The organism is Mycobacterium sp. pV006 (assembly GCF_041287115.1).
In the GTDB taxonomy this organism is placed as follows: Bacteria; Actinomycetota; Actinomycetes; order Mycobacteriales; family Mycobacteriaceae; genus Mycobacterium.
Window position 1 is genome coordinate 264,394 of sequence record NZ_JBGGKT010000001.1, and the last position, 25,872, is coordinate 290,265.

The following is a 25,872-nucleotide window of genomic DNA, read 5'->3' on the forward strand; positions in this document are numbered from 1 at the left end:
GGCAGTCTCACTGGAAGTTGCACGGGATGGGCAGTCCGAGTGTGGCGATGCCGTTGCACAGCGACTTGCTGGCCAGTTTCCACCGCCCGTCGATGCGTCGCCACTCGGCGACCACCTGGATCGTCGGCGAACCTTGCCGGTGGGCGTTGATGACGGCGGTGTGACGGTCGCCCTCATGGGTCTCGGGTCCTGTCACCTGGCTGTAACCCCTTGGCGGACGGAAGAATCCGATGCGGTAGACCATCTTCGGCACCACCACCGCCCGGTTTCCGCCTTCGAGTTGGGCGGCCTTGACGTGATCGGGCGCCTGGGTGGCGACCAGCAGGCGGATCTGCGCGTCGAGTTCCTCGAGTGTCGGCACCTCGGAGGTGATGGCGAAATCTTCCTGCGCCTGGACCACCGGGGCGAACAATCCCGCGGCGAGCACAGCCACGAACATCGCCGCCAGCATGCGCAACCGAGTCATCATGAACCGGACTCCTAATTTAGAGGAAACTTGTCCGGTAATTTACGAGCGCTGGCGAGATTAGGCAAGGCTTACCGACTTTTGGGGTTTGCGACGCTGGTCAGGCGTTTTCGGTGCGGTGATTCAAGTCCTGCGTGCCGGGTAACTCGTCCACAGAGGAGGCCCCCGATGAATGTCCATGCGTTGCTGCGTTCTGCAGAAAAAGTCCGAGCAGCCGACCAGCCGGCCGAGCGCGCCGCCGACACCGTGGAACGGCTGCTCGGTGACGGTGTGGCCGCAAAGACCTTGCGCGGCTCCTGGCTGGGCCATCCGGTCCATCCGCTGCTGATCTTTCTCCCTCTGGGATCGTGGATGACCGCGTTGTTGTTCGACGTGATGTTCCGCGACCACACCACCGCGCGCCGATTACTCGGTGTCGGATTGGCCGCGGCTCCGCCCACGGCGCTGGCCGGCTGGGCGGACTTCCCGTTGCTCAATCGCGAGCAGCGTCGCGTGGGTCTGCTGCACGCCGTGGTCAACGGGACGGGAATCGTCTTGTTCGGTCTGGCCTACCGGGCGCACCGCAAGGAGCACCATCGGCGCGCCACGACCCTGACGGTGATCGGCCTGCTCGTGGTCAGCGTGGGCGGTGCACTCGGCGGGCACCTGTCCTATGCGCAGGGCGCGGGCGTGCACCGCTTTCAATCACCGCACCACAGCGGCGATCTCGTGTCCTACGCCTTGGGCCGAGCGGCCTGAGGCGTTACCGACGTCATGACCGAGATGAAGTTTCTCGACCTACACGGCGACCGGATCGCCTATCAGGACAGGGGCGACGGCGATGAAGCGCTCCTGCTGATCCACGGCATGGCGGGCAGTTCCGAAACCTGGCGCGAAGTCATTCCGCAGCTGGCGAAGAAGTACCGCGTCATCGCCCCCGACCTGCTCGGTCACGGCCAGTCCGCCAAACCCCGCACGGACTACTCTCTGGGCGCCTTCGCAGTGGCGCTGCGAGACCTGCTCGACCAGCTGGGCGTTGACCGTGTCACCGTTGTCGGGCAGTCGCTGGGCGGTGGGGTGGCGATGCAGTTCGTCTATCAGCATCCCGATTACTGTCGGCGGCTGGTGTTGATCAGCAGCGGCGGCCTCGGACCGGACGTCGGGTGGACACTGCGTCTGCTCTCCGCACCGGGAGCCGAGTTCCTGCTTCCGGTGATCGCACCGCCACCGGTGGTGCGGTTGGGTGACAAAGTGCGGTCGTGGGTGTCGACGCGTGGAATCCAGTCGCCCCGTGGCGCCGAGATGTGGAGCGCCTATTCGTCGTTGGCGGACCCGCAGACCCGCCAGGCCTTCTTGAAGACGCTACGTTCGGTGGTCGACTACCGGGGCCAGTCGGTCAGCGCGCTCAATCGCCTGTATCTGACGAGCGACCTGCCTGCCATGGTGATCTGGGGTGACCAGGACGCCATCATCCCGATCGAGCACGGTTACGGCGTCTGCGAAGCCCGGCCGGGATGCCGTCTCGAGGTACTCGAGGGGGTCGGGCACTTCCCGCACGTCGAGCGCCCCACAACGGTGGTCGACCTGCTCGAGGATTTCATCGGGACGACCTCGTCGTCACAGACTCAACCTCGCAACGGCAGCAGCGTCAACCGCTGACAGAGGATTGCGGGTCCGAGCCACCGCGCCACGAAACGGCGCAGCGCAACCTCGTCGTGTGCCCATCGCCCGGGGTCGGTCAGCAGGGAATGCACGGTACGCAGGATCATTTCGGCGAGTTCACTGCGTGCCGCTGCGTCGAAACCGTGCAGCGTCCAGTCGACGTCGAGGCGGTCGAGGACCGACAGGCAGAACGCGATCGCGGTGTCGGATGTCAGTGAGATGACGTCGTCTTCGTCTGTTCGCCGGGTCAGCAGGTTCTCCAATTGTGGATCTCCGGCCAGGTTTTCGACACCGAACGACACACATTCGACGACTGCGGTGACGGGGTCGTTGATGCCTCGAGCATGTTCGGCGACCTGGTCGATGAACCCGTCGACCGCGCGCATGGCGCTGGCCACGAGCAGCGCGTCGGCGTTGGGGAAGTAGCGGTACACCGTCTGGCGGGTGACGCCGAGCTTCCGCGCCACATCGGCAAGGCGGATCGCGGGTCCGTGTTCGGTGACCACCTCGTCGACGGCGTCGAGGATGCGGGCGATCGCTTCCTCGTCCGTGGCGGGTGTCGCGCCCGCCCAGCCGCGACTACGCATCTGCCGACACCAACTTATCTGCGTCGAAGGCGATCTCGAGAACGGTCGGGCCGGTCATGCCCAGCAGCGATTTCCACGGTGCCGGGCCGACCCGGCGCGGCGCATGGAGGCGTTGGGTGAGGACGGCCAGCGCCTCGGCCAGCTCACGGCGTGCGAGGTTGGCCCCGAGGCAGTAGTGGGCACCGCCGCCGAAAGTCAGGATCGGCGGGAGGTCGTTGCGCGTGATGTCGAACCGCTCCGGGTCGTCGTAGATCGCCGGATCGCGGTTGGCGGCAAAGGTGTTGACGAGGACGAAGGTGCCGGCCGGAAAGGTGTATCCGCCGAATTCGACGTCCTCGGTGGCGGCTCGCGGCGCGATGCAGGCCGACGGTGAGTGACGCATGCTCTCCTCGACCGCCTGCATGGCCAGCTCCGGGTTCTCCCCCAGTTTCGCCCACTGATCCGGATGCTCGACGAGCACCTGCACCGACGCGGCAAGCTGGTTGCGTGTGGTGTCTGTTCCCGCCATGAGGAAGCCGGCGGCCAGCATGCGCAATTCGTCGAGATTGAGCCGGTCTCCGTCGGCTTCGGCGCGGATGAGCTCGGAGAGCAGGTCATCGGTCAGGCTGTTGCGGCGGTCGGCGACCATGTCGTCGACGTAGGCGTCGAGTTCGCCCCAGTTCCGCATGATCTCGGCTTCGTCGAAGTTGACGTCGGGCTGGAAGTTGAGGGCCTTGAAGATCTCGTCGGTCCACTGCGCGAACAGAGCCCAGTCTTCGCGGGGCGCGCCGAGCAGGGCGCACATGATGGGGGTCGGGTAGGGCCGCGCGATATCGGTCACGACATCACAGCGCCCCGCGTCCAGCACCCGGTCGATCAGACCGTTGACCACGTCGCGGATCGTCTCCTCGAGCCGCGCGGTCGCACGCGGGGTGAACGCCCGGGACACCAGCTTGCGCAGGCGGGTGTGCGGTGGGCCGTCGAGACCCAGCAGGCTGTTGGCCATCTTGTCGTACAACGGGCCCGACGTGATGCCCTGCGCTGCCAGTGTGATACCCGGCGGCAGCCGGAACCTGTTGTCGCGCAGCATGTCCCGAGCCAATTCGTAGGACAGGATCTCAGGTCCGAGTGGCCCGAGCGCGATGGGCATCTCGGCTTGCGCCTTCCGCACATCGTCGAGGATGTCGTGCGGGGTGGCGGTGAGGTCGTAGGTGAACGTGGGGAGATCGGCCTCGAGGACATTGGGTGCAGCTCGGTGCGCGGTCATTGCTACCTCGATTCCGTGGACGCCCGATCAGCGGGGACGGTTAGACACTTTCTCGACGAATGTATGACCACTGCAAACCCTCGGTCAATACTTGCGCGCCGATTCCTCGAATCTGGTCGTGCGAGTCCGATGTCGTCATACGATCTGACATCGAGTGTATTTTCCGAGCTGATCACCCGACGAGGAGGTTCCCATGCGGATGCCGAAGTCCGCCGCGAACTTCAATCAGCGGGTCACCAATCCCGCAGCTCGGGCGATCACGCCGTGGCTGCCCGGACTGGGGACGCTCGAACACGTCGGACGCAAATCCGGCCGCCGGTATCGGACGCCGCTGCTGGTGTTCCCCACGCCCGACGGCTTCGTCATCCTCATCGGCTACGGGATGGAATCAGACTGGCTGAAGAACGTGTTCGCCGGCGGACAGGCGGTGTTGCACAAGCGCGGCAAGAAGATCGTGCTGGCGGACCCTCGCGTCGTCAGCAAGGCGGAAGCCGCGCACCTCGTCATGGGGCCGGCCGGCGTGTTCTACCGCGTGTTCCCGTACAACGAGGCGGCGCTGGTGCTGACCAGGCCACGCGGTCATGTCGCGAAAGTGCCGCCACGGTAGCCGAACCCACGCAATCACAACCGTGAGTGCACTTTCGCGGCAAGGGGTCAGGTTCTCGCGCGACAAAGCCCCGGAACCGTCCACCGCGAGCGACTTTGTCGACGCTTCGGTAGACGCCCTACGCGTACCCCGACTCTGTCGCTCGCAGTGGGCAGCTACGAAGTCAACACTCACCCGACCGGTCCACCAGCCCGTCCAGGCCATCAGCCTCATACACGCTCTGAAGTGGGGCGGGCGGGGCTCGAACCCGCGACCAATGGATTATGAGTCCACGGCTCTAACCGACTGAGCTACCGCCCCCGGCGCCATCGCGCGGCCCCTATGTTCGCACACCGGCGGTCAGGCGAAGATGGTCTGGCCCGTCTCGTCGACCTCGTAGCGCTCGGTGCCCTCCGCGACACGTGGGGCGTCGGCGCCCAGCGCCACCATGATCTTGTTGGCCGCGTTGCGCATCGCGTCCAGGGTCAGCTCCAGTTGCTGCTTGCCGGTGTAGTGCTCGTGCATGCCGGCCACCACGTCGGCGCCGATCCGCGACGGCGTCCAGATCAACGCGTCGACGTAGCGCAGGGCCACCTTGTGCCCCTCGGTGAGTCCCTCGGCGTGCTCGAAGTCGTCGATCTGGTCGTACAACGCCTCGCTGCCGCCCGCATCGAGCGCGTGCCCCTCCCGCAGCGACTTGCACAGCCGGCAGTTGTGCGCCGCCGCGCCGCGTAACCGCACCACCTCGGTGGTGACCGCATCGAGGTCGCGCAGCCGCGCGACTGTGGGCACCAACCGGGCGAGCAGCGTCTCCACCGGGTCGATGTCGTCACGCCAGTCCACCGACGAGACGCATCCCGGCCGCCCGATGTCCAGCGCGTCGCACCCGGCCCACACCCGTGGCACGAAGTCGGCGAGGAACACCGCGACCACCATCCGAAACGCGTTGTCGCCGAAGGTATTCAGGAAGCAAGTGCGTTGATGCTCGCTGATGCCGGTGACGTCGACACAGAACTGCTCGGCGAAGGCCACCAGCACCCGCTCACCGTCGGTCAGCTCGTCGGGCACGTCGGCCGGCACCGGTAGCGGCGGCAGCGACAATGCACGACCGCAGGTCAGCCGGATCAACGTATCGGCGCGTCGGTCACCCGACGAGGAGGCCACCAGCTCAGCCAGCAGCTCGGGCACCCCGACATCGGTCACACAGCGATTATTGCGCCTGGCTGACCGAGGACATGTGAAAGTCGGGAATCCGCAGCGTCGGCATCTGCGCACGGGTGGCCCAGTCGCCCCACTCCCGCGGCAGGGTGATCTCACTGACTCCGGCCTCGGTCGCGCGGCGCAGCAGGTCCAAGGGGCTCTCGTTGAAGCGGAAGTTGTTGACCGCCGCGGTCACCTCGCCGTCCTCGACCAGGTACACCCCGTCGCGGGTCAACCCGGTCATCAACAACACCGACGGATCGACCTCACGCATGTACCACAGCGTGGTCAGCAGCAGGCCGCGTTCGGTGGTGGCGACCATGTCGGCCACCGACGCGGAGCCGCCGGTCATCACAAGGTTGTCGGCGCCCACCGCGACCGGCCGGCCGAACTCCGCTGCGGCCGCGCGGGGATACGACAGCGCGTTGATGACGCCGTCACGGATCCAGTCCACCCGCCCGATGTCCATGCCGTTGTCGAACACCGACGTCTGGTCCGAGGAGGTCGCGACCGCCACGAACGGCAGGCACTCCAGGCCCGGGGCCACCGGATCGGAGAACATCGTCAGCGGCAACGAGGTCAGCTTCTCCCCCACCCTGGTGCCGCCCCCCGGCGCGGAGAACGCCGTGCGGCCTTCCTGCGCGCCGCGACCGCCCATGGACCACGACAGGTAGATCATCATGTCGGCCACCGTCGAGGGCGGCATGATCGTCTCGTAGCGGCCGGCGGGAAGCTCGACCCTACGGTGCGCCCAGGACAACCTGGTGGTCAGCTCCTCGAGCATCGAATCCGTTGACACCGAGGCGAAGTCGGGTGTGTTCAACCCAGCCCATGCGCTCGCACCGCCACGCTTGGCGTTGATCTCCACCGAGCCGGTGGGCTGGGTGTATCGTCGCCGCAGCCCACTCGAGGTGGCGAGGAACGTCGTCTCCAGTACGTGGCGCGCATAGCCGAAAAGCGTCGCGTCACCGCGGAATCCGCGCGTCAGACCGTCGGCGACCCCGAGGAAGGCATCCACCCCGGTCCGCGGGATCGGGGCGTCCCAGTCCGGTGGGGCGTCGCCTCCCGGAAGTGGGGGCGCCGCGTCCTGCGCCGGGGTCGCCGCTGCCGCCGCACGCTGGGAGGTCGCGACCAGGTCGGCGATCACGGCCGGGTCGGCCGCGCTGGACCGCACCGACCCCACCTGTGCGGTGTCGCCGGAGCGCACGATCGAGATCACCGTGATCACCCGGCTGGTGGTCTCGCCGTTGGTGGTCATGGTGTTGTTGGCCCACCGCAGTGATGCATCGACCCGGTCGGTGACCAGGACGATGGTCTCGTCGGCCTGCCCGCGCCGACGTGCTTCGGCCAGCGCGAGTTCCACCACCTGCTGTGCGCCGATCATCGACCGCTCTCTTCTCGGGTGTTGAGCACGTTGACACCGCGGAACAGTGCCGAGGGGCAACCGTGGCTGACCGGGGCCACCTGACCGGGTTGGGCCTTGCCGCAGTTGAAGGCGCCACCGAGCCGCCAGGTGGACGGGCCGCCCACCGCTTCCAGCGCGCCCCAGAAATCGGTCGTGGTGGCCTGGTAGGCGACGTCGCGTACCTGGCCGTCGAGCTTGCCGTCGCGGATCAGGTAGAACCGCTGCCCGGTGAACTGGAAGTTGTAGCGCTGCATATCGATCGACCAGCTCTTGTCTCCCACGACATAGATGCCGTCGGCAACCCTGGCGATCAGGTCGTCGGTGCTGATGTCCTCGCGCACCGGCTGCAACGACACGTTGGCCATCCGCTGGATCGGGACGTGATGCGCGGAGTCGGCGTAGGAGCAGCCGTTGGAGCGGCTCTCGCCCAGCCGCGGCGCGAAAACCCGGTCGAGCTGGTAGCCGACGAAGACCCCATCGCGGACCAGGTCCCAACTCTGGGCCGCCACACCCTCGTCGTCGAAACCGACGGTGGCCAGGCCGTGTTCGACGGTGCGGTCGGCGGTCACGTTCATCACCTCCGACCCGTAACGCATGGTGCCGAGTTTGTCCGGGGTGGCGAACGACGTCCCGGCGTAGGCCGCCTCGTAACCGATGGCGCGGTCGTACTCGGTGGCGTGTCCGATGGATTCGTGGATGGTCAGCCACAGGTTGGTCGGGTCGATCACGAGATCGGTGGGACCCGCGACCACGCTGGGCGCCTTGGCCTTCTCGGCCAGTAACGACGGCAGTTCGGCGAGTTCGCTGTTCCAGTCCCACACCTGGTGGTCCACGACGGCTTCCCAGCCCCGGCCCGTCGGCGGCGCCAGCGTGCGCATGGTCTCGAACGAGCCGGCCGCGGAGTCGACGGTCACCGCCTGTAAGGACGGTTGGACGCGCACCCGCTGCTGAGTGATGGAAGACCCGAAAGAATCGGCGTAGAAGGTCTGTTCCTTGACCGCCTGCACGGCGGCGGTGACGTGGTCCACGCCGTCGGAGGCCAACAGCCGAGAGGAGTAGTCCTCCAGCACCGCGATCTTGTCGCGGCCCGAGATGGTGAACGGGTCGATCCGGTAGTCCGACACCCAGACCGCGTCGCGGTAGACCGGTTCCGGCGCCAGCTCGATGCGTTCGGCGTTCAACGCGGCCAGGGTCCGCGCGACGCGTACCGCGCGCCGGGCGGTGTCGGCCGCTGCGGCGGTGCCCAGCTCGGCGTGTGAGGCGAAACCCCACGCGCCATCGACGATCACCCGTACCGACAGGCCGATCTCGTAGTCGACCACCGCGTTCTCCAGCGCACCGTCGCGCAAATGCACGCTGTCGGTGGTGATGGCGTGCACGCGCAGATCGGCGTACTCAGCTCCGGCGGCGCGGGCGGCGGTCAGCGCGGCGTCGGCCAGCGCACTGCGCGGCAGAGCCAGGAAGTCGGCGTCGACGACGCGGGGGGCGTTCACGCACCCCACCGTAACGGCTCGGGGTCGGCTCAGCCGCGCGTGCTGCTGGTGCCCAGGATGGTCAGCTCGAGCGCCAGCGCGACGCCGCACACGACGGTGACGACGGCGAACGCGACCCAGTCCCGCCTGTGCGGCCGTGACGGCGCCGCCGAGATCTGGCCGGCTCCACCGCGGGCGGTGATCGCGTCACCCATCTCGTCGGCGCGGCGCAGGGCGACGGTGACCGCCGCGGCGAGCAGGTCGATCATCTCGCCGGCCCAGCGCCGCCAGCGGGCACGTCCGTCCTTGTCGACCTCGGCCGGACGGAGGCTGCGGGCGGCGTAGAGCACCCGGAACTCGTCGATCAGCATCGGGAAGGCGCGCAGCGCCAACGCCAGCGTCACCGCCCAGTCGTCAACCGGGATGCGCAGCGGCCGCAAGGGACGGCCCAGCACGGCAACGGCCGGCGCCACCTCGGCGACGTTCGTCGTCCACGACACCATCGCTCCCAGACCGAGCAACACGATCGACAGAGCGGTGATCCGCAGGAAGTTCAGCAGACCACCCAGCCCCAACTCGACTGTGCCGAGGGCGATCATGGGATCACCGCCGGCGAACGAGGCGGTCACCGCGCCCAGCAGCAACAGGAACCACAACCACCGCGGGACGGTCGGCAGCACGCCGCGGGGAATCCGCGCCAGGATGGCCGCCAACGCGATCAGCAACGCGACCGCGGCGATGGGCACCCATCCGGGATAGAACGTCAGCAGGATGCCGATGCCGGCGACGATGAGCAGTTTGGAGCCCGCCCACAGATCGTGGATGACGCTGCGTCCCGGTACCGGGCGCAGCAGCACGACCTCCCGTCGCTGCTTCCGCGGCGCGGTCATGACAGTCCTCCGGCGGGGGCGGAGGCCGGAGCCAGGCGGCCGTCGCGGATGTGCAGGGTGCGCGGACAGAGGTTTTCCAGTCCGGCGAAGTCGTGCGAGATGACGATGATGGTGAGCCGATTGCGTCGTCGCAGATCCTGGAGTAGGCGGACCAGGCCTTCCTGGGAATCGGCGTCCAGTCCGGCCAGCGGCTCGTCGAGGATCAACGCCCGCGGCGACCGGGCCAGCAGGCCGGCCAGCACCACCCTGCGCATCTGGCCGCCGCTGAGTTGGTCGATGCGTCGGGTCGCCAGCGAGGAGTCCAATCCGACTGTGGCCAACGCCTTCTCCACGCGGGCCCGGTCGTGCCGGGAAAATCCGGCGCTGGAGGCGATTTCGTGGTCGACGCGGCTGCGCATCAACTGCAGCCGCGCGGCCTGGAACGAGATGGCGACCGCTCCGACCTGTTCGGACACCGGCGCACCGTCGAGCAGACAGGTGCCCACCGTCGGCTCGGTCAGGCCGGCCATGATCCAGGCCAGCGTCGACTTGCCCGAGCCGTTGAGGCCGTGGATGAGCACCCCGTCACCTTCGTGCACCGCGAAGTCGATGTCGCTCAGTGCCGCCTTGGCCCACGGCGTTCCCTCGCCGTACTCGTGGCCGACGCCGTTGAGCTCCAACACCGGTGCACCGCGCGGGGTTTCGGGGACCGCTGCCGCGGGCGGCGCCTCGGCGGTCTCCACCAGACCCGGATCGGAGTCGGACAGGGAACCGTTGCCCGACAGATGGACGGTGCGGTCGGCGGCATCGGCTTCGTTGTTGTAGTGGGTGATGTGGATCAGCGCGGTGCGGTGCCGGTTCGTCAACCCGGACAGCACCGACATCAACGCCTCCCGCCCGTCCTGATCGACCATGCTGGTCACCTCGTCCGCGATGAGGAGGGCGGGGTCGCGGGCCAGCGCGCCGGCCACCGCCAAGCGCTGCAACTCACCGCCGGACAAGCCGCCGGTGTCGCGTTCACCGAGACCATCCAGGCCGACCTCGGCGAGCAGGCCGTCGACGTCGATGGTGGCGCCCGGGGGCAGTCCCCACACGATGTCGTCGGCGACGCGGGTGCCCAGGACCTGACTTTCGGGGTGCTGCATCACCACCGCGGTGCCGCCCTGTTTGCCCAATCCGACCGAGCCGGGGCGGGTCACGGTGCCGCTGCTCGGCTCCCGTCCGGCCAAAACGAGCATCAGCGTCGTCTTGCCCGAACCGTTGGCGCCCGTCACGGCGACGTGTTCGCCGGGTTCCACGCTCAGCGACACCGGCCCGAGGGCGTCGTCGGAGGCGTTGGGGTAACGGAAACTCACGTCATGCAGGGTCAGCGGCACCGGCGCGACCTCGTCGCCCTCCTGCGGCGGGTCGAGCTTGTGCACGTCGGGGACACCGGCGAGGCGCGACATCACCCGCGACAGTGCCCACCAGCCGATCAGGCTGACCGAGGTGATCGAGAAGATGCCGGCGGCGAAGAACAGCAGCGGCCAGTAGGTCAGCATCGTCGCGAAATCACGACTGAGCCGCTCGGCGGTGCCTTCCATGCCCGGCACCCGGGTGAGCACCGCCGCCACTCCGTCGACGTTGGCCGACACCGTGACGAAGATCAGATGCCGCAGCCGACTCAGCACGGTCAGCGCCACCACTATCACGGCGCCGAAGACGGCACCGGCGACCAGCGCTGCCGCGAACACCGTCGGGGTGCCCCGGCCGCGGCGCTTGACCACGCCGGTCAGCCCGCCGATGTAGGAACAGTTGACCACGGTCATGAAGCCGCCCATGCCGGCGATCAGGAAGGCGATCAGCCCGCCGGCCACCATGGCCGTGATCAGGACGCGCAGGCGATAGCGGTAGGCGAGCAGCGCCATCGGCACCGTTCCGAGAAACGACAGCCCCGCCGCGAACGGGACGACGACGGCGATGATCGCGATGGCCGCACACAGGGCAGCCATCACCGCGGCTTGGGCGAGCTCGACCGGTTGAAGAGAACCGGTCCGTCGCGAGGCTGTCGCCGGGCCGGCCGAGGTCATTTCACGATTCTGCCAGTTGCCTGGGCGCCGACCGTCGGCGCATGATGTGAGCGCCACCACGCACCCGGATTGATTGCATAGGTTATCTATGTAAATATGGGGACATGTCGTCCACCCTCGGCGCCGACCTGCTGTCCGTCGTCGCCCGCCTCAACCGGCTGACCAACCAACGGGTGCGCATCTCGCTACCGTTCGCACAGGCGCGACTGCTCTCGACGATCGAGGACCAGGGCGAGGCCCGGATCTCCGACCTCGCGGCGCTGGACCACTGTTCCCAGCCGACCATGACCACCCAGGTCCGTCGTCTCGAGGACGCCGGACTGGTCTCGCGCACACCCGACCCCCAGGATGCCCGGGCGGTGCTGATCCGCATCACCCCGGCAGGGGTGACGGCGCTGCAGCAGGCACGCGTCGACCGGGGGGCGGTCATCGACCCGCATCTGGAGCGCCTCGACGACGACGAGCGCGCCTGTCTGGCCAGGGCCGTGGACGTCATGCGTCGCCTGATCGACGACGCCACCGCCGGCGTCGATCAACCCGAGACCGCGCCGCCTATCAGATAACCGACCAGATAGGTCACCGCGATCGCGGCCGTGCCCAATGCCAGCTGACGGAGTCCGCCGAGCACCGGTGAACGGCGGGTGAAGGTCGCGGCCACTCCGCCGACCAGGAGCAGACCCACTCCGCCGAACGCCAACCCGGCCCACAGCGAGGCATAGCCCAGCAGATACGGGATCAGCGGGATCACCGCCCCGACGGCGAACATCGCGAACGACGACCCTGCCGCCACCCACGGCGACGGTTTCTCCTCCGGGTCGATCCCGAGTTCCTGCACCAGGTGGAAGTTGACCGCACGGTCGACGTCCTGATGAATCTCCTCGGCCGCTTTGGTCGCGGTCTCCGGCGAGACGCCCATGTCGGTGAACATCGATCTGAGCTCGGCTTCCTCGGCGTCGGGGTCGCGCTTGAACGACCGCTTCTCGACCACCACCTCGGAATCGATCTGCTCGTTGGCCGTGGTCACCGAGGTGAACTCGCCCAACGCCATCGAGAACGCCCCCGCCAACAGACCCGAGACCCCACTGATCACCACGGTGTCGGCATCCGCGGCTGCGGCCACGCCCGCGATCAGCGCGGTGTTGCTCACCAGACCGTCCATCGCGCCGAAGGTCGCAGCACGCAGCCACCCCCCGGTCACGTCCGAATGCCGGTGGTTGGGCACGTGCGGCAGACCGGTCGGCGACTTCGGGAACTTTGCGAATTCCGGCATGTCGACCATCTTCGGCCAGCTCATGATCCCTTGGCTAGCAAGGATGACCTTGGTTTGTGACATCACAGTTTGTCGGGGCGGTCAGCGGGCTACGGTTCGGACATGACCACGACTGCCGAGCATCTCCGCAATTCGCTGGACGGACGCTTCCGCGACGTGAAGAACAAGATGCGTGAGGAACTCGCCCACGACGTCTTTCGCCCGCACTACACGCCCAACACCGTCATCGCGCGGACGAAGGTCGCCGAGCAGATGCGGATCATGGCCGAGCGGGGCGCGGCAGAGGACGGGTTCAAGAAGGAACACGGCGGCAACGGGGACGTCGGTTCGGCGGTCACCCAGATCGAGATGCTCGCCATGAGCGACCTGTCGCTGATGGTCAAGGCCGGTGTGCAGTGGGGGCTGTTCGGCGGCGCCATCGAGAACCTCGGCACCGAACGCCACCACGAGGCCTACGTCCCGAAGATCATCAACCTCGAATTGCTCGGCTGCTTCGCGATGACCGAGACCGGGCACGGCAGCGATGTGCAGTCGCTGGAGACGACGGCGACCTACGACCCACAGACCCAGGAGTTCGTCATCGACTCCCCCACGCCGACGTCCCGCAAGGACTACATCGGCGGTGCGGCCGAAACCGCGCGGGTGGCCGCGGTGTTCGCGCAGCTGATCACCCCCGACGGCGAGGGCCACGGCGTGCACTGCTTCGTGGTCCCGATCCGTGACGACGAGGGCAACGACCTGCCCGGGGTGACCACCTCGGACTGCCACTACAAGGGCGGTCTGCCCGGCGTGGACAACGGCCGCATCCAGTTCGACAACGTGCGCGTCCCGCGGGAGAACCTACTCAACAAGTACGCCGACGTCTCCCCCGACGGCACCTACAGCTCCCCCATCGAGAACCCCGGTCGCCGCTTCTTCACGATGCTGGGCACGTTGATCCGCGGGCGCGTCACCGTCGGCGGGAGCGCCGGCGCGGCCGCCCGCGTGGCCCTGGACATCGCGACCCGATACGCGTTGCAGCGCAGACAGTTCGACAATCCGGAGACCGGTGAAGAAGTTCTCATCATGGACTACCTGGTGCATCAGCGCCGGTTGCTGCCGCTGATCGCGCGGTCCTACGCGTTGCAGTTCGCGCAAAACGAACTCGTGGCGAAATGCCACGAACTGCAGACCGCCGACGACCCCGACCCCGAGGAACAACGCGAACTCGAGTCCCGCGCGGCCGGATTGAAGGCCGCCAACACCTGGCATGCCACCCGCGCGATCCAGGAGGCCCGCGAAGCGTGCGGTGGGGCGGGATACATGGCCGAGAATCGGCTGATCGCACTGAAGGCCGACACCGACGTGTTCACCACGTTCGAGGGCGACAACCATGTGCTGACGCAGCTGGTGGCCAAGGAACTCCTGACTTCCTACGCCGACGACATCAAAGGCATGAGCCCGGTCGAATGGGTGCGGTTCGCGGCGAACTTCGCCGGCGAGCGGGTGCTGAAACGCACTGCGGCGCAAACGATCATGCAGACCATCCTCGATTCGCGGCAGGACAACGAGGAGGAGGGCAGCCTCTTCAACCGCGGCACCCAGGTCCAGATGCTCGAGGACCGCGAGGAGTACATGCTTGCCTCGGTGGCGCGGCGACTGCAGGCCAAGTCCAAGGAGATGAGCGCTTTCGACGCGTTCAACTCGGTGCAGGACCACGTGCTGCACACCGCGCAGGCCCACATCGAACGCATCGTCCTGGAAGCGTTCGTCGCCGGCATCGATGCCTGCGAGGACGAGGAAGCCCGGGAGATCCTTGGGATGGTGTGCGACCTGTACGCGCTGTCGGTCATCGAAGAGGACAAGGCGTGGTTCGTCGAGCACCGCTTCCTGTCCACCGAGCGCGCGAAGGCGGTCACCCGCGGCATCAACGACCGCTGCCGGCGGCTGCGACCCTACGCCGAACTGCTCGTCGACGGCTTCGGCATCCCCGAGCAACTGCGGTACGCCGAGATGTTGCACCCGGAGAACATCCCCGACGCGGATGAGCACACCCCGCAGGACGCCACCAGCGCGGGCGTCATATGAGGTTCACGGACCCGGGATCGGGTCCAGCACCGTCAAGCGACCCTCCTCGAGGGTGACGCTGATGCTGCCGATGCCTGTGGGACAGCACGGCGCGTCCTGACCCTGGCGCCACTGGTACTGCACCTGCGCGTGGTGGTTGCCCTGGGCGATCACGTTGATGTAGGGACGTGGCTCGGGGGTCGGCGAGCCGACGGGGTTCTCGCCCGCGAAGAACAGCACCTGCTGGGGTGCGTCGTGCGCCTGCCCGTCGGTGACGACCACCCAGTTCAGTTCGCAGTCAGGGGTGTTGCCGCGGGCGGTCTCGCGCCACTGACCGGGCGGCAGCGCCGCGGTCTCGGCCTCGATCGTCTGGGGCGCGGGGCCGGGCCCGCAGGCCGCCGTACTCGTCGGCGCCGGGCCCGACGGGCTCCAGCCGCAGGAAGCGGAGAGAAGTGCTGTGATGGCCAGCGCCGCAAGCGGACCGGGTTTCGCCATACCGCCAAAGATACGGGCCTCGAACATGTGCTCCCCCGGCTGGACTCGAACCAGCAACCCTTCGGTTAACAGCCGAATGCTCTGCCAATTGAGCTACAGGGGATTGCCCTCTCGCGAGCACTGCGCCGCGAGCCAGAGAGCACTCTAACCTACGTCGGTACGCCGGTGCCAATGCGCTCCCGACGCGGCGCGCAGCGCGTGGTGTGAGGCAGGATGGACACCGAACGTACGTCACCTATCCCGTCAGGAGGGAGCCCTGTGATCGGGTATGTCGCCGTGCTGGCTGTCGGCTACGTGCTGGGAACCAAGGCCGGCAGACAGCGCTATGAGCAGATCGCAGGCACCTACCGGGCGGTGACCGCCAGCCCGGCCACCAAGGCCATGATCGACGCCGGCCGACGCAAGATCGCCGAGCGCGTGTCGCCGGACCCGGCACTGGTGAAACTGACACCGATCGACCCCGGCACCGAGGTGCTGGAGCCGGAGATCGGGGAGACGCGCTAGCGCTAGCCGATGCCGCGCTGGATGGTGGTGCCGGGCAGCAGCGGAGGAGTCTGGACGTACAGGCCGCCGTTGCCGATGCCGATGCCCGGGGTGCCGATCGTGGCGCCGCTGCCGTTGGAATAGGACAGGCAGTGCCCGTCCTCGACGTTGCCGAACCACGCCAGGCACTTGGGCCCGGCGGTGACCTCGGCGGCATCGTTGCTGTTCAGGGAGGCATAAAGCGGGACCGCGACGACCGCGGCGGCGAACGCCCCGGCGATCAGCCGGGTTCCGTTGACCCGGAAGTTGTGCACCAGTATCTCCTGCCCGTTTTCTCCCCGACGAACGATGTATCGCTCGAACGGCCTCAACTGTAACGCCGCCCGCGACATCATGCAGTCATGTCGTTGCCGCTGGCCTGCTCCAGCAGGCTGCGCCGGTAGGCCTCCATGGCCACGAGGTCGCCGAACAGGGCGTGGTACTCGTCGCCCTGCTCCACGGGCGACATCCTTTGCAGCTTCGATTTGACCTCGGCGATCTGCCGGCCGATCCACACTTCCTGCAGACGCGCCAGCACGCCCCCGATGTAGCGGGGAAGCTGCTCGTCCTCGGCGTTGATCGCCTCGACGCTGAGCTCGTTGACCAAGGTCGCTGCCTCCGGGGACGGCAGCTGCGAGCGCACCGCCTCGATCCACTGGGCCCCACTCATTCCCGACGCGGTGCCGCCCGCGGCCTCGATCGCCGCCCGCACCGCGGCGTAGCCGGGATGGGTGAAGCTCTCGGCGGCCAGCGAGTCGAACACCGGGCCGGCCAGCGCCGGATACTGCAGCGCCGACTTCAGCGCTTCGCGCTGCGGCCACAACGTGGGATCGGCGGGATCCGGGCGCGCCGGCGCGGCAGCGGGCGCGGGGTTGCCGCGCACCGCCTGCGGCCGGGCCTCGGCACGGCGACGTGACCGGTCCGGCATCCCGCGCCGGGTGGCCTCTTCGCGCACCCGGGTGAGCACCTGAGCCTCGTCGCGCCATCCGGTCCAGCCGGCCAGGCGCCGCGCGTACTCGTCGCGCAGGGCGTAGTCGCGGATCCGCGCCACCAGGGGGACGCACCGCCGCAGCGCGTCGACCTGTGCCGACGGGTCGTTGTCCAGGACGTCGCCGCTGGGGATCAGGCTGCGGATCGCGAACTCGAACATCGGGATCCGGCGGGCCACCAGGTCGCGCAGGGCGCCGTCGCCGGATTTCAGCCGCAGATCGCACGGGTCCATCCCGTCGGCGGCGATCGCCACGAACGATTTTCCGGCGACCTGCTGATCGCCGTCGAAGGCCTTGAGCGCAGCGGCTTGTCCGGCGGCGTCACCGTCGAAGACGAAGATCAGTTCACCGCGGTACCAGTTGTCGTCCATCATCAGGCGCCGCAGCAACGCCAGGTGCGAGTCGCCGAACGCGGTGCCGCACGACGCCACCGCGGTGGTCTCGCCGGCCAGATGCATGGCCATGACGTCGGTGTAGCCCTCGACGACGACCGCGCGATGGCCTTTGGCGATGTCGCGCTTGGCCAGGTCCAGCCCGAACAGCACCGAGGACTTCTTGTACAGCACGGTCTCGGGTGTGTTGACGTACTTGGCTTCCATCGGGTCGTCGTCGAAGATCCGCCGCGCCCCGAAACCGATGACCTCGCCGCCCCCGGCTCGGATCGGCCACAGCAGCCGCCGGTGGAACCGGTCCATCGGTCCGCGCCGCCCCTCCCGCGAAAGGCCGGCCGCCTCGAGCTCCTTGAACTCAAATCCCTTGCGCAACAGGTGCTTGGTCAGGGTGTCCCAGCCCGACGGCGCGAATCCGCATCCGAAGCGCGTGGCGGCGGCGGCATCGAAATTGCGGTCGAGCAGGTACTGGCGCGCCGGCGCCGCCTCGGCGCTCTGCAACGCCTCGGCGTAGAACTCCGCGGCCGCGGAGTTGGCGGCCAGCAGCCTGCTGCGGCTGCCGCGGTCGCGTTGCACGTTGGTGGTCGAGCCGCCGGTGTAGGTGACGGTGTAGCCGACGCGGTCGGCGAGCAACTCGACCGCTTCGACGAAGTTGACGTGCTCGATCTTTTGCAGGAACGCGTAGACGTCGCCGCCCTCGCCGCAGCCGAAGCAGTGGAAGTGGCCGTGGTTGGGGCGCACGTGGAACGACGGTGACTTCTCATCGTGGAAGGGGCACAGGCCCTTCAGTGAGTCGGCGCCCGCGCGGCGCAGCTGGACGTAGTCGCCGACGAGGTCCTCGATGTTGACTCGCTCGCGGATAGCGGCGATGTCGCGATCTGGAATCCGCCCGGCCACCGCGTCAGTCTAGAGGTCAGCGACAAGGGGTCGCGGCGAACGGGCCTCGTGCACGCGCTCCAACCGGCCCTCGGTGTAGCTGGCCAGCTGGTCGACGACCACCCGCAACCGTGCGCCGTCGTCGGAGGCGGCGTCGAACTCCGCGGCGAACTGCGGATCCAGGCTGCCCGGGGCCTGCCCCCACAGCGCCAGCGCCACCTCGTGGACGCGGGTGCGCTGATCGGCCTGGATCTGCAGGTGCCGGTGATCGGACATGATGAACTGCAGGGCAAGGGTCTTGAGCACCGCCACCTCCGCGCGCACCAGCGTCGGCACTTCGAGGTCGGCGACGAACCGGCGCAGCGGCCCGGGTCCGGCGACCTCGCGGGTGGCGGTCACCGCGGCGTTGGCGAAGCGTCCCACCAGTTCGCTGGTCAGGGTCTTGAGCGCCACCGACGCTTTCAACGTGCCGTCGAACCTGCCCACCGCGGCGACCACGGGGACCTCCGAGAGCCGCTTGGCGGCGGCCGCCAACTCGTCGGGGGTCAACGAGCTGAACGACTGCGCACCCAGGCGGGCCAGCGCGGACGCGGCGTCGTCGTCGGCCAGGACCCGCAGGTCGATGCGACCGGAGATCACGCCGTCCTCGACGTCGTGCACCGAGTAGGCGACGTCGTCGGCCCAGTCCATCACCTGCGCCTCCAGACACGGCCGCTCCGCGGGTGCCCCGGCCCGCACCCAGTCCGCGGCGGCCATGTCGTCGCTGGAGAACCCGCCGTAGAACCCGAACTTGCGGCGCTCCCCCATCCGCGCCCACGGGTACTTCGTCACCGCATCCAGCGAGGCCCGGGTCAGATTCAGGCCCGCGCTGCGGCCATGCGGGTCAAGGACTTTGGGTTCCAGCCGGGTCAGGATCCGGAAGTTCTGGGCGTTGCCCTCGAAACCGCCGAAGGCCTTGGCGATCTCGTCGAGTGCGCGTTCCCCGTTGTGCCCGTAGGGCGGGTGACCGATGTCGTGGGCCAGCCCGGCCAGGTCGACGAGGTCGGGGTCGCAGCCCAACTCCACCGCCATGCCGCGGCCGATCTGGGCGACCTCCAGAGAATGGGTCAGCCGGGTCCGTGGCGTCTCGCCTTCGCGGGGCCCGACCACCTGGGTCTTGTCCGCGAGCCGACGCAGCGCGGCGCAGTGCAACACGCGGGCGCGGTCGCGCGCGAAGTCCGAGCGGTGCTCGGCGTCGGTGCCGGGCAGAGCGGCGCTCTTCGCCGGTTCGGCGACCAGGCGTTCGCGGTCGAACGCGTCGTAGCTGTGCTGCAGTTGGGGGCTCACCGCCCCACAGTCTGCCAGCACGCCGATCGGTATCCGCGCATTACATTGGCGACTATGCGCGCAACGCGAATGCTCGCCCTGCTGGGCGTGTTTCTGACCACCCTGCTGACCGGCCCGGCCCTGCTGGCTCCCGGCGCGGCCGCCGCGCCCCCGATGCGGCTGGCCGGATACGTCACCGACAACGCGAACGCGCTCGACCCGGCCGGCCGTGGCGCCGTGGCGCAGGCCGTCGACCGGCTCTACCAAAAGCAGCGCGTCCGCCTGTGGGTGGTCTACGTCGACACCTTCTCCGGCCAGAGCGCCCAGGGCTGGGCGGAATCGACCTACCGGCGCAGCGATCTCCGCGGCCGCGACGCGATCCTGGCGGTGGCCACCGTGGACCGCGCGTATGCGTTCCTGGCCGGACGCGAGGCGTTGCGCGGCGTCCACATCGACGCGATCCGCACCGACGAGATCGAACCTCGCCTGCGCGACGGCGACTGGGCGGGCGCGGCGGTGGCCGCCGCCGACGGACTGGCCGCCGAATCGAGCTCCGACAGCACGATCGGCTGGACCGGTGTGCTGGTGGCCCTGGGACTGATCGGCGTCGGCGTGGTGGCACTGATGCTGTGGCAGCGACGCCGCCGGAAGAAGCGCCGCGCGGCGGAGTTCGCGGCCGCGCAACGTGTCGACCCGTCCGACCCGAACGCGTTGGCCGCGGTCTCCCTCGACGCCCTCGACGACCTGTCCCGGCAGATCGTCGTCGAGGTCGACAATGAAGTGCGTACCAGCGAAAGCGAATTGGCGCTGGCCGTCGACGAGTTCGGCGAACGCGACACCGCAGCGTTCTCCCGCGCGGTCGACAACGCGAAAGCCACACTGGCCCAGGCGCTCAACGTGCGCCACGTCCTCGACGACGCGGTGCCCGAGACACCTCGACAGCGCCGCGACCTGCTGACCCGAGTGATCGTGTCCGCGGCCGAGGCCGACCGCGAGTTGGAAGCCCAGCGCGACGCGTTCGCCGAGCTGCGCGACCTGGTGATCAACGCGCCGAGCCGACTCGACAAACTCACTCAGCAGATGATCGATCTGACCGCCCGTCTGGATCCCGCCGCACAGACCCTCGCCGGACTGCACGACCAGTTCTCCGCGTCGGCGCTGAGCTCGGTGTCGGACAACATCGACGAGGTCCGGGAGCGGCTGGCGTTCGCCGAGCGCAACATCGACACCGGCCGCGAGCTCGTCGCGCGCCCGGCCGGTAGCCAGACCGGCCTGGTCGATGCGATCCACGCCGCCGAGGCCGCGCTCGGGCAGGCCCGCACCCTGCTCGACGCCGTGGACAGTGCCGCCACCGACATCAACCGCGCGATGAGCGGTCTGCCCGCGGCCATCGCCGATGCGCAGCGCGGCATCGAGCAGGCAGGCACCCAGCTCGCCCAGGGCCGGCTCGCGGTGGCCACCGAACTCTCGGCCGCCCGCGACGCCGCGGTGGAGGCGGTGGCACACGCGCAGACCGAGGGCCGCAGCGATCCGCTCGGCGCGTTCACGCGTCTGACCGAGGCCGACGCGGAACTCGACCGGCTGCTCGCCGACGTCGCGCAGGAACGCGAGGCGCGCGAGCGGTTGACGCGGACCTACGACCAGGCGCTGTTCACGGCGCAGTCCCGGGTGCGCGCGGTCTCGGATTACATCGACACCCGCCGTGGTGTCGTCGGCCCGGAGGCGCGCACCCGGCTCGCCGAGGCGGTACGACAACTCCAGGCCGCCCGGGACAAGCGGGAGACCAACCTCAACGAGGCCGTCGCGCACGCCAACGGGGCCGCCATGCTCGCGGGCCAAGCGCAGTCCCTGGCCAACGCGGACGTCACTGCCGCGCAGCGTCACTTCAGCGGGCCCTACGGCGGCGGGGGCGGCGGAGGACAGATGGGCGCGGTGATCGGCGGCATCATCCTGGGCAACGTGCTCTCAGGTGCGTTGCGCGGCGGGTTCGGTGGCGGCGGCTTCGGTGGTGGATTCGGCGGGGGTGGCTTCGGCGGCGGAGGCGGGGGCGGCCTCGGCGGTGGCGGCGGCCGCTTCTAGCAGCCCTTCAGACGGACGGCGAGGTAGTCGGAGACCTGGTCGATCGCCACCCGCTCCTGGGTCATCGCGTCGCGCTCGCGGATGGTCACCGCCTGGTCTTCGAGCGAGTCGAAGTCCACGGTGACGCAGTACGGCGTGCCGATCTCGTCCTGGCGCCGGTAGCGCCGTCCGATGGCGCCGGCGTCGTCGAACTCCACGTTCCAGTTCTGGCGCAGTTCGGCGGCCAGGTCACGGGCCTTCGGGGACAGGTCAGCGTGGCGGCTCAACGGCAGCGCCGCGGCCTTGACCGGGGCCAGTCGCGGGTCGAGCTTGAGCACGGTGCGCTTGTCGACGCCGCCCTTGGCGTTGGGGGCCTCGTCCTCGGTGTAGGCGTCGACGAGGAACGCCATCAACGAACGGGTCAGCCCGGCTGCGGGCTCGATCACGTACGGCACGTAGCGGGTGTCGTTGGCCTGGTCGTAGAACGACAGGTCGACACCGGAATGCTCTGCGTGCGTGGACAAGTCGAAGTTGGTGCGGTTGGCGATACCTTCCAGCTCACCCCACGGGTTGCCGGCGAAGCCGAACTTGTACTCGATGTCGGTGGTGCCGGCCGAGTAGTGCGACAGCTTCTCCAGCGGATGCTCGTAGAGCCGCAGGTTGTCGCGGTCGATGCCCAGATCGACGTACCACTGCAGGCGGGTGTCGATCCAGTACTGGTGCCACTCGGGCGCCGTGGACGGCTCGACGAAGAACTCCATCTCCATCTGCTCGAACTCGCGGGTGCGGAAGATGAAGTTGCCCGGGGTGATCTCGTTGCGGAAGCTCTTGCCGATCTGCCCGATCCCGAACGGCGGCTTCTTGCGCGCGGTGGTGACGACGTTGGCGAAGTTGACGAAGATGCCCTGCGCGGTCTCGGGGCGCAGATAGTGCAGGCCTTCCTCGGACTCGATGGGCCCGAGGTAGGTCTTGAGCATCATGTTGAAGTCGCGCGGCTCGGTCCACTGGCCCTTGGTGCCGCAGTCCGGGCAGGTGATCTCGGTCATCGGCACGGTGTCCGGATCCACGGTGGTGTCGCGCGTGCTCTTCTTCTCCGCGAACGCCTCCTGCATGTGGTCCTGCCGGTGGCGCTTGTGGCAGTTCAGGCATTCCACCAGCGGGTCGTTGAAGACGTCGACGTGACCGGATGCGACCCACACCTGCCGGGGCAGGATGATCGCCGAGTCCAGGCCCACGACGTCGTCGCGCGCGGTGACGACCGAGCGCCACCACTGCCGCTTGATGTTCTCCTTGAGCTCGACGCCCAGTGGTCCGTAGTCCCAGGCCGATTTCGTGCCGCCGTAGATCTCGCCGGACTGGAAGACCAGCCCACGACGCTTGGCCAGGTTCGCAACGGTGTCGATGATCGAAGACGGAGCCACGGCTCAACAGCGTAGCGAGCGCACCGACGTGACCCAGATCGCCGGCTGGACATGCACGGTTACGCATGTATCGTGGTCTTTAATGAAAATCGTTTCCAGTTCGACGGAGACGCCGGAGGCCCACGCCCACAGCGACTCTCCCGCGCCGGAGCTGCCGCCCCGCGCGGTACTCGACACCGCCGGCGACCTGCTGCGGGCGCTGGCCGCCCCGGTCCGCATCTCGATCGTGCTGCAGCTGCGCGAACACGCACGCTGCGTGCACGAGCTGGTCGACGCACTCGACGTCCCCCAGCCACTGGTCAGCCAGCATCTGCGCATCCTCAAAGCCGCAGGCGTGGTGGAAGGCGAACGCTCCGGACGGGAAGTGCTCTACCGGCTGGCCGACCAGCATCTCGCCGACATCGTGGTCGCCGCGGTGACGCACTCGGCGGAGGACCCGCCGTGACCGGCGCCGTGCGCGCCACCCGTCAGCGCGCCGCGATCGCCGCCCTGCTGGAGAAGCTCGACGACTTCCGCTCGGCGCAGGAACTGCACGACGAACTGCGTCGACGCGGTGAGGTCATCGGTCTGACCACGGTGTACCGCACGCTGCAGCAGATGGCTGCCAGCGGCGCGGTCGACACGTTGCGTACCGACACCGGCGAGTCGGTGTACCGGCGCTGTTCGGAGCACCATCACCATCACCTGGTGTGCCGGGCCTGCGGGGCCACCGTGGAGATCAGTGGCGGACCGGTCGAGACGTGGGCCACCGAGGCCGCACGTGAACACGGCTTCTCCGACGTCACCCACACCATCGAGATCTTCGGGCTCTGCGCCCGGTGCGGTCGGTCAGCCGACTAACGCGCGACGCACATCCGAACCGGTGGCCAGGACCATCAGCAGCAGCGTGCGCAACGCATCGTCGCTGAGGCCGGCGGCCGGGAAGTTGTACCGCAGCAGGACGTCACCGAGCTTCTTCGACCCGTTCTTGGCGGCTCCGACCTTCTCCACCAGACTCACCGTGCCCAGCAGGGTGTCCTGCGTGTACTGCGACACCGTGGTGCGGGTCTTGGTGTTCAGCGGTAGGTCCCAGGCCAGCACCTGCGTCAGCGACACCAGATCGAGGTTGGGTGCGACGGCGACCACGCGCAGCGACGCGAAGGTGTCGTCGTGCTTGACCGTCAGCGCGCCGTCGTCCTCCTCGGTCACGGGCAGGATCTCGCCGAGGATGTTCGACAGACGCTGCGGCAGGTTCGGCACGGTCAGGCCCTTCCGAAGCGTCGGTTGCGGTGGACGTACTCCTCGCACGCGGCCCACAGGTCGCGGCGGTCGTAGTCGGGCCACAGCTTGTCCTGGAACACGTACTCGGCGTACGCCGCCTGCCACAGCAGGAAGTTGCTGGCCCGCTGCTCGCCCGAGGTCCGGATGAACAGGTCGACATCAGGGATGTCGGCGCGGTGCAGGTGCTTGGCGAACGCCGCCTCGCTGATGCGGGACGGGTTGATCTTGCCGTCGACGGCCTGCTGCGCGAGTTGGCGCGCAGCCTCGACGATCTCGGTGCGTCCGCCGTAGTTCACGCAGTAGTTGATGGTGATGACGTCGTTGCCGACGGTCATCTGCTCGGCGATGTCGAACTCCTTGATCACGCTGCGCCACATCCGTGGCCGTGACCCGACCCAGCGCATCCGCACACCCATGTCGTTGAGGTTCTCCCGGCGGCGGCGCACCACCTCACGGTTGAAGCCCATCAGGAACCGCACCTCTTCGGTGCTGCGCTTCCAGTTCTCGGTGGAGAACGCGTACACCGTCAGGTGTTTGATCCCGATCTCGATGGCGCCGCACGTGATGTCGATGAGCACGGCCTCGCCCATCTTGTGGCCTTCGGTGCGGTGCAGACCCCGCTGCGTGGCCCACCGGCCGTTGCCGTCCATGACGACGGCGACGTGGTTGGGCACCTGGTCGGCGGGGATCTGCGGTGCCGCCGCTTTGGAGGTGTGCTGCGGTGGCCGGGCAAACCTGCCGTTGGTGCCGGCCGGGATTTCCGGGAAGACGACAGGCCAGGTGGACTTGTCCGGGAAGGTCGGGTAGTCGTCAGGCGCCGGGGGCAGCTGTGGGTAGCCGGCCCGGCCCCTCCGCCGCCCAGTCCGTTCCATTGCCATGCGCATCATCCTGCCTGATGGGCTGGTCACCGTTTCGTTGCACCCGTTCCACGAGCGGCAGTGTTCGCAGCTTGCGTTCGAGGTGCCACTGCAGGTGTGCGGCGATCAGCCCGCTGGCCTGGCTGCGATGGGATCCCGTGGTGGTCTCCGCATGTTCCCAATCCCCTTCGTAGAGCGCGGCCATCAGTTCCAGCACGGGTTGGGGCGGGGTCACCGACCCGGACGGTCGGCAGTGCACGCAGACGCTGCCACCGGCGCCGACGTGGAAGGCCCGGTGCGGGCCCGGGGTGGCGCACCGCGCGCATTCGGTCAACGCCGGCGCCCAGCCCGCCACGCCCATCGCCCGCAGCAGATAGGCGTCGAGGACGAGTTCCCGGGGCCGGCTGCCGTCGGCGATCGCGCGTAGGGCCGCAACGGTGAGCCGGTGCAGCGCAGGGGCCGGGGCCCGTTCCTCCCCCGCGAGCCGTTCGGCGGTCTCGAGCATGGCGCACGCACAGGTGTACCGGCCGTAGTCGCTGACGATGTCGGCGGCGAACGCGTCGATGGCGGCCACCTGCGTGACGATGTCGAGATTGCGGCCGGGGTGCAGCTGAACGTCGATGTGCGCGAACGGCTCCAGCCGCGCCCCGAACTTGCTGCGGGTCCGTCGCACCCCCTTGGCGACAGCCCGCACCAGACCGTGATCGCGGGTCAACAGGCTCACGATCCGGTCGGCTTCCCCGAGCTTGTGCTGGCGCAGCACCACCGCTCGGTCCCGATACAGACGCATCGGTCCAGTCTCCCACTGTGGGGGGACGATTTCGGTGGCGCAGCGCCGATACC

Annotated in this window: 26 protein-coding genes and 2 tRNA genes; 9 read left to right on the forward strand and 19 right to left on the reverse strand. The window is 68.5% G+C overall.

From position 1 onward, the window contains the following. Positions 1-7: 7 nt before the first annotated feature. On the reverse strand, positions 8-451 hold the full coding sequence (locus tag ACAG25_RS01285) for a hypothetical protein (RefSeq protein ID WP_370486830.1): 444 nt from the start codon (positions 449-451) through the stop codon (positions 8-10). Between the two features lie 183 nt (positions 452-634). Here ACAG25_RS01285 and ACAG25_RS01290 point away from each other — a divergent pair, with 183 nt between their 5' ends. Beyond that, entirely contained in the window at positions 635-1,204 is a 570-nt protein-coding gene (locus ACAG25_RS01290) for a DUF2231 domain-containing protein (RefSeq protein ID WP_370486480.1), read from the forward strand. A gap of 15 nt (positions 1,205-1,219) precedes the next feature. Next, positions 1,220-2,104 carry an alpha/beta fold hydrolase gene (locus ACAG25_RS01295; RefSeq protein WP_370486481.1) on the forward strand — a complete coding sequence of 295 codons (885 nt, stop codon included), beginning with the start codon at positions 1,220-1,222 and terminating at the stop codon, positions 2,102-2,104. Here ACAG25_RS01295 and ACAG25_RS01300 read toward each other — a convergent pair. Next, entirely contained in the window at positions 2,071-2,694 is a 624-nt protein-coding gene (locus ACAG25_RS01300; protein WP_370486482.1) for a TetR/AcrR family transcriptional regulator, read from the reverse strand. The two genes, ACAG25_RS01295 and ACAG25_RS01300, sit on opposite strands and share 34 nt — an antisense overlap. Next, positions 2,687-3,940 (reverse strand): cytochrome P450, encoded by a 1,254-nt coding sequence (locus ACAG25_RS01305; protein ID WP_370486483.1) that lies wholly within the window; start codon positions 3,938-3,940, stop codon positions 2,687-2,689. Before ACAG25_RS01305 ends, ACAG25_RS01300 begins: the two co-directional genes overlap by 8 nt. A 193-nt stretch (positions 3,941-4,133) precedes the next feature. Here ACAG25_RS01305 and ACAG25_RS01310 point away from each other — a divergent pair, with 193 nt between their 5' ends. Further along, positions 4,134-4,547 carry a nitroreductase family deazaflavin-dependent oxidoreductase gene (locus ACAG25_RS01310; protein ID WP_370486484.1) on the forward strand — a complete coding sequence of 138 codons (414 nt, stop codon included), beginning with the start codon at positions 4,134-4,136 and terminating at the stop codon, positions 4,545-4,547. Positions 4,548-4,773: 226 nt separating this feature from the next. Here the strand turns inward: ACAG25_RS01310 and ACAG25_RS01315 are convergent. The 6 genes from ACAG25_RS01315 to ACAG25_RS01340 form a co-directional block, all read right to left on the reverse strand. After that, a tRNA-Ile gene (locus ACAG25_RS01315) sits at positions 4,774-4,847 on the reverse strand. 39 nt (positions 4,848-4,886) lie between these two features. Next, the gene (locus ACAG25_RS01320; RefSeq protein ID WP_370486485.1) at positions 4,887-5,729 is read right to left on the reverse strand and encodes a carboxymuconolactone decarboxylase family protein; all 843 of its coding nucleotides are present in this window, start codon (positions 5,727-5,729) and stop codon (positions 4,887-4,889) included. Between the two features lie 7 nt (positions 5,730-5,736). Further along, entirely contained in the window at positions 5,737-7,110 is a 1,374-nt protein-coding gene (locus ACAG25_RS01325) for a metallopeptidase TldD-related protein (RefSeq protein WP_370486486.1), read from the reverse strand. Beyond that, positions 7,107-8,624, reverse strand: a complete 1,518-nt coding sequence (locus ACAG25_RS01330; protein WP_370486487.1) for a TldD/PmbA family protein — start codon at positions 8,622-8,624, stop codon at positions 7,107-7,109. The genes ACAG25_RS01325 and ACAG25_RS01330 overlap by 4 nt, the downstream gene beginning before the upstream one ends. Before the next feature lie 29 nt (positions 8,625-8,653). Next, complete coding sequence (locus ACAG25_RS01335) at positions 8,654-9,493, reverse strand: CbiQ family ECF transporter T component (protein WP_370486488.1); 840 nt, start codon at positions 9,491-9,493, stop codon at positions 8,654-8,656. Continuing rightward, positions 9,490-11,541: a DUF2232 domain-containing protein gene (locus tag ACAG25_RS01340; protein ID WP_370486489.1), complete on the reverse strand. Its 2,052-nt coding sequence runs from the start codon at positions 11,539-11,541 to the stop codon at positions 9,490-9,492. The genes ACAG25_RS01335 and ACAG25_RS01340 overlap by 4 nt, the downstream gene beginning before the upstream one ends. A 104-nt stretch (positions 11,542-11,645) precedes the next feature. Between ACAG25_RS01340 and ACAG25_RS01345 the strand changes: the two genes are divergently transcribed. Then, positions 11,646-12,104, forward strand: coding sequence for a MarR family winged helix-turn-helix transcriptional regulator (locus ACAG25_RS01345; RefSeq protein WP_370486490.1), 459 nt, complete (start codon positions 11,646-11,648; stop codon positions 12,102-12,104). Here ACAG25_RS01345 and ACAG25_RS01350 read toward each other — a convergent pair. Beyond that, complete coding sequence (locus tag ACAG25_RS01350) at positions 12,074-12,835, reverse strand: VIT1/CCC1 transporter family protein (protein ID WP_370486491.1); 762 nt, start codon at positions 12,833-12,835, stop codon at positions 12,074-12,076. The genes ACAG25_RS01345 and ACAG25_RS01350 overlap by 31 nt on opposite strands. A 78-nt stretch (positions 12,836-12,913) precedes the next feature. Here ACAG25_RS01350 and ACAG25_RS01355 point away from each other — a divergent pair, with 78 nt between their 5' ends. Further along, positions 12,914-14,878, forward strand: a complete 1,965-nt coding sequence (locus ACAG25_RS01355) for an acyl-CoA dehydrogenase (protein WP_370486492.1) — start codon at positions 12,914-12,916, stop codon at positions 14,876-14,878. A 3-nt stretch (positions 14,879-14,881) separates the two neighbouring features. Here the strand turns inward: ACAG25_RS01355 and ACAG25_RS01360 are convergent, their stop codons facing one another. Together ACAG25_RS01360 and ACAG25_RS01365 are read right to left on the reverse strand one after the other, a co-directional pair. Further along, positions 14,882-15,352, reverse strand: coding sequence for an LppP/LprE family lipoprotein (locus ACAG25_RS01360; RefSeq protein ID WP_370486493.1), 471 nt, complete (start codon positions 15,350-15,352; stop codon positions 14,882-14,884). 30 nt (positions 15,353-15,382) lie between these two features. Further along, positions 15,383-15,455 (reverse strand) — tRNA-Asn (locus tag ACAG25_RS01365). Positions 15,456-15,610: 155 nt separating this feature from the next. Here ACAG25_RS01365 and ACAG25_RS01370 point away from each other — a divergent pair. Next, positions 15,611-15,856, forward strand: a complete 246-nt coding sequence (locus ACAG25_RS01370; RefSeq protein WP_370486494.1) for a hypothetical protein — start codon at positions 15,611-15,613, stop codon at positions 15,854-15,856. A 2-nt stretch (positions 15,857-15,858) separates the two neighbouring features. On the opposite strand, the gene ACAG25_RS01375 is transcribed toward ACAG25_RS01370, so the two are convergent. The 3 genes from ACAG25_RS01375 to ACAG25_RS01385 form a co-directional block, all read right to left on the reverse strand. After that, complete coding sequence (locus ACAG25_RS01375) at positions 15,859-16,149, reverse strand: hypothetical protein (protein ID WP_370486495.1); 291 nt, start codon at positions 16,147-16,149, stop codon at positions 15,859-15,861. Positions 16,150-16,226: 77 nt separating this feature from the next. Continuing rightward, a complete protein-coding gene (gene dnaG / locus ACAG25_RS01380; protein WP_370486496.1) occupies positions 16,227-18,149 on the reverse strand; it encodes a DNA primase in 1,923 nt (640 codons plus the stop codon). Positions 18,150-18,158: 9 nt separating this feature from the next. Beyond that, positions 18,159-19,454, reverse strand: a complete 1,296-nt coding sequence (locus ACAG25_RS01385) for a deoxyguanosinetriphosphate triphosphohydrolase (RefSeq protein ID WP_370486497.1) — start codon at positions 19,452-19,454, stop codon at positions 18,159-18,161. A gap of 54 nt (positions 19,455-19,508) precedes the next feature. Between ACAG25_RS01385 and ACAG25_RS01390 the strand changes: the two genes are divergently transcribed. Beyond that, positions 19,509-21,512: a TPM domain-containing protein gene (locus ACAG25_RS01390; RefSeq protein ID WP_370486498.1), complete on the forward strand. Its 2,004-nt coding sequence runs from the start codon at positions 19,509-19,511 to the stop codon at positions 21,510-21,512. On the opposite strand, the gene ACAG25_RS01395 is transcribed toward ACAG25_RS01390, so the two are convergent. Further along, positions 21,509-22,912, reverse strand: coding sequence for a glycine--tRNA ligase (locus tag ACAG25_RS01395; RefSeq protein WP_370486499.1), 1,404 nt, complete (start codon positions 22,910-22,912; stop codon positions 21,509-21,511). The two genes, ACAG25_RS01390 and ACAG25_RS01395, sit on opposite strands and share 4 nt — an antisense overlap. Positions 22,913-22,994: 82 nt before the next feature. Between ACAG25_RS01395 and ACAG25_RS01400 the strand changes: the two genes are divergently transcribed. Both ACAG25_RS01400 and ACAG25_RS01405 read left to right on the forward strand, forming a co-directional pair. After that, positions 22,995-23,357 carry an ArsR/SmtB family transcription factor gene (locus ACAG25_RS01400; protein WP_370486500.1) on the forward strand — a complete coding sequence of 121 codons (363 nt, stop codon included), beginning with the start codon at positions 22,995-22,997 and terminating at the stop codon, positions 23,355-23,357. Beyond that, positions 23,354-23,752, forward strand: coding sequence for a Fur family transcriptional regulator (locus ACAG25_RS01405; protein ID WP_370486501.1), 399 nt, complete (start codon positions 23,354-23,356; stop codon positions 23,750-23,752). The genes ACAG25_RS01400 and ACAG25_RS01405 overlap by 4 nt, the downstream gene beginning before the upstream one ends. Here the strand turns inward: ACAG25_RS01405 and ACAG25_RS01410 are convergent. Genes ACAG25_RS01410 through recO form a run of 3 tightly spaced genes read right to left on the reverse strand, consistent with a single transcriptional unit; the run spans position 23,741 to position 25,819 of the window. Then, positions 23,741-24,151, reverse strand: coding sequence for a hypothetical protein (locus ACAG25_RS01410; RefSeq protein ID WP_370486502.1), 411 nt, complete (start codon positions 24,149-24,151; stop codon positions 23,741-23,743). The genes ACAG25_RS01405 and ACAG25_RS01410 overlap by 12 nt on opposite strands. Positions 24,152-24,153: 2 nt before the next feature. Beyond that, positions 24,154-25,044, reverse strand: coding sequence for a decaprenyl diphosphate synthase (locus ACAG25_RS01415; RefSeq protein ID WP_370486831.1), 891 nt, complete (start codon positions 25,042-25,044; stop codon positions 24,154-24,156). Then, the gene (gene recO / locus ACAG25_RS01420) at positions 24,983-25,819 is read right to left on the reverse strand and encodes a DNA repair protein RecO (protein ID WP_370486503.1); all 837 of its coding nucleotides are present in this window, start codon (positions 25,817-25,819) and stop codon (positions 24,983-24,985) included. Before recO ends, ACAG25_RS01415 begins: the two co-directional genes overlap by 62 nt. Positions 25,820-25,872: the final 53 nt, after the last annotated feature.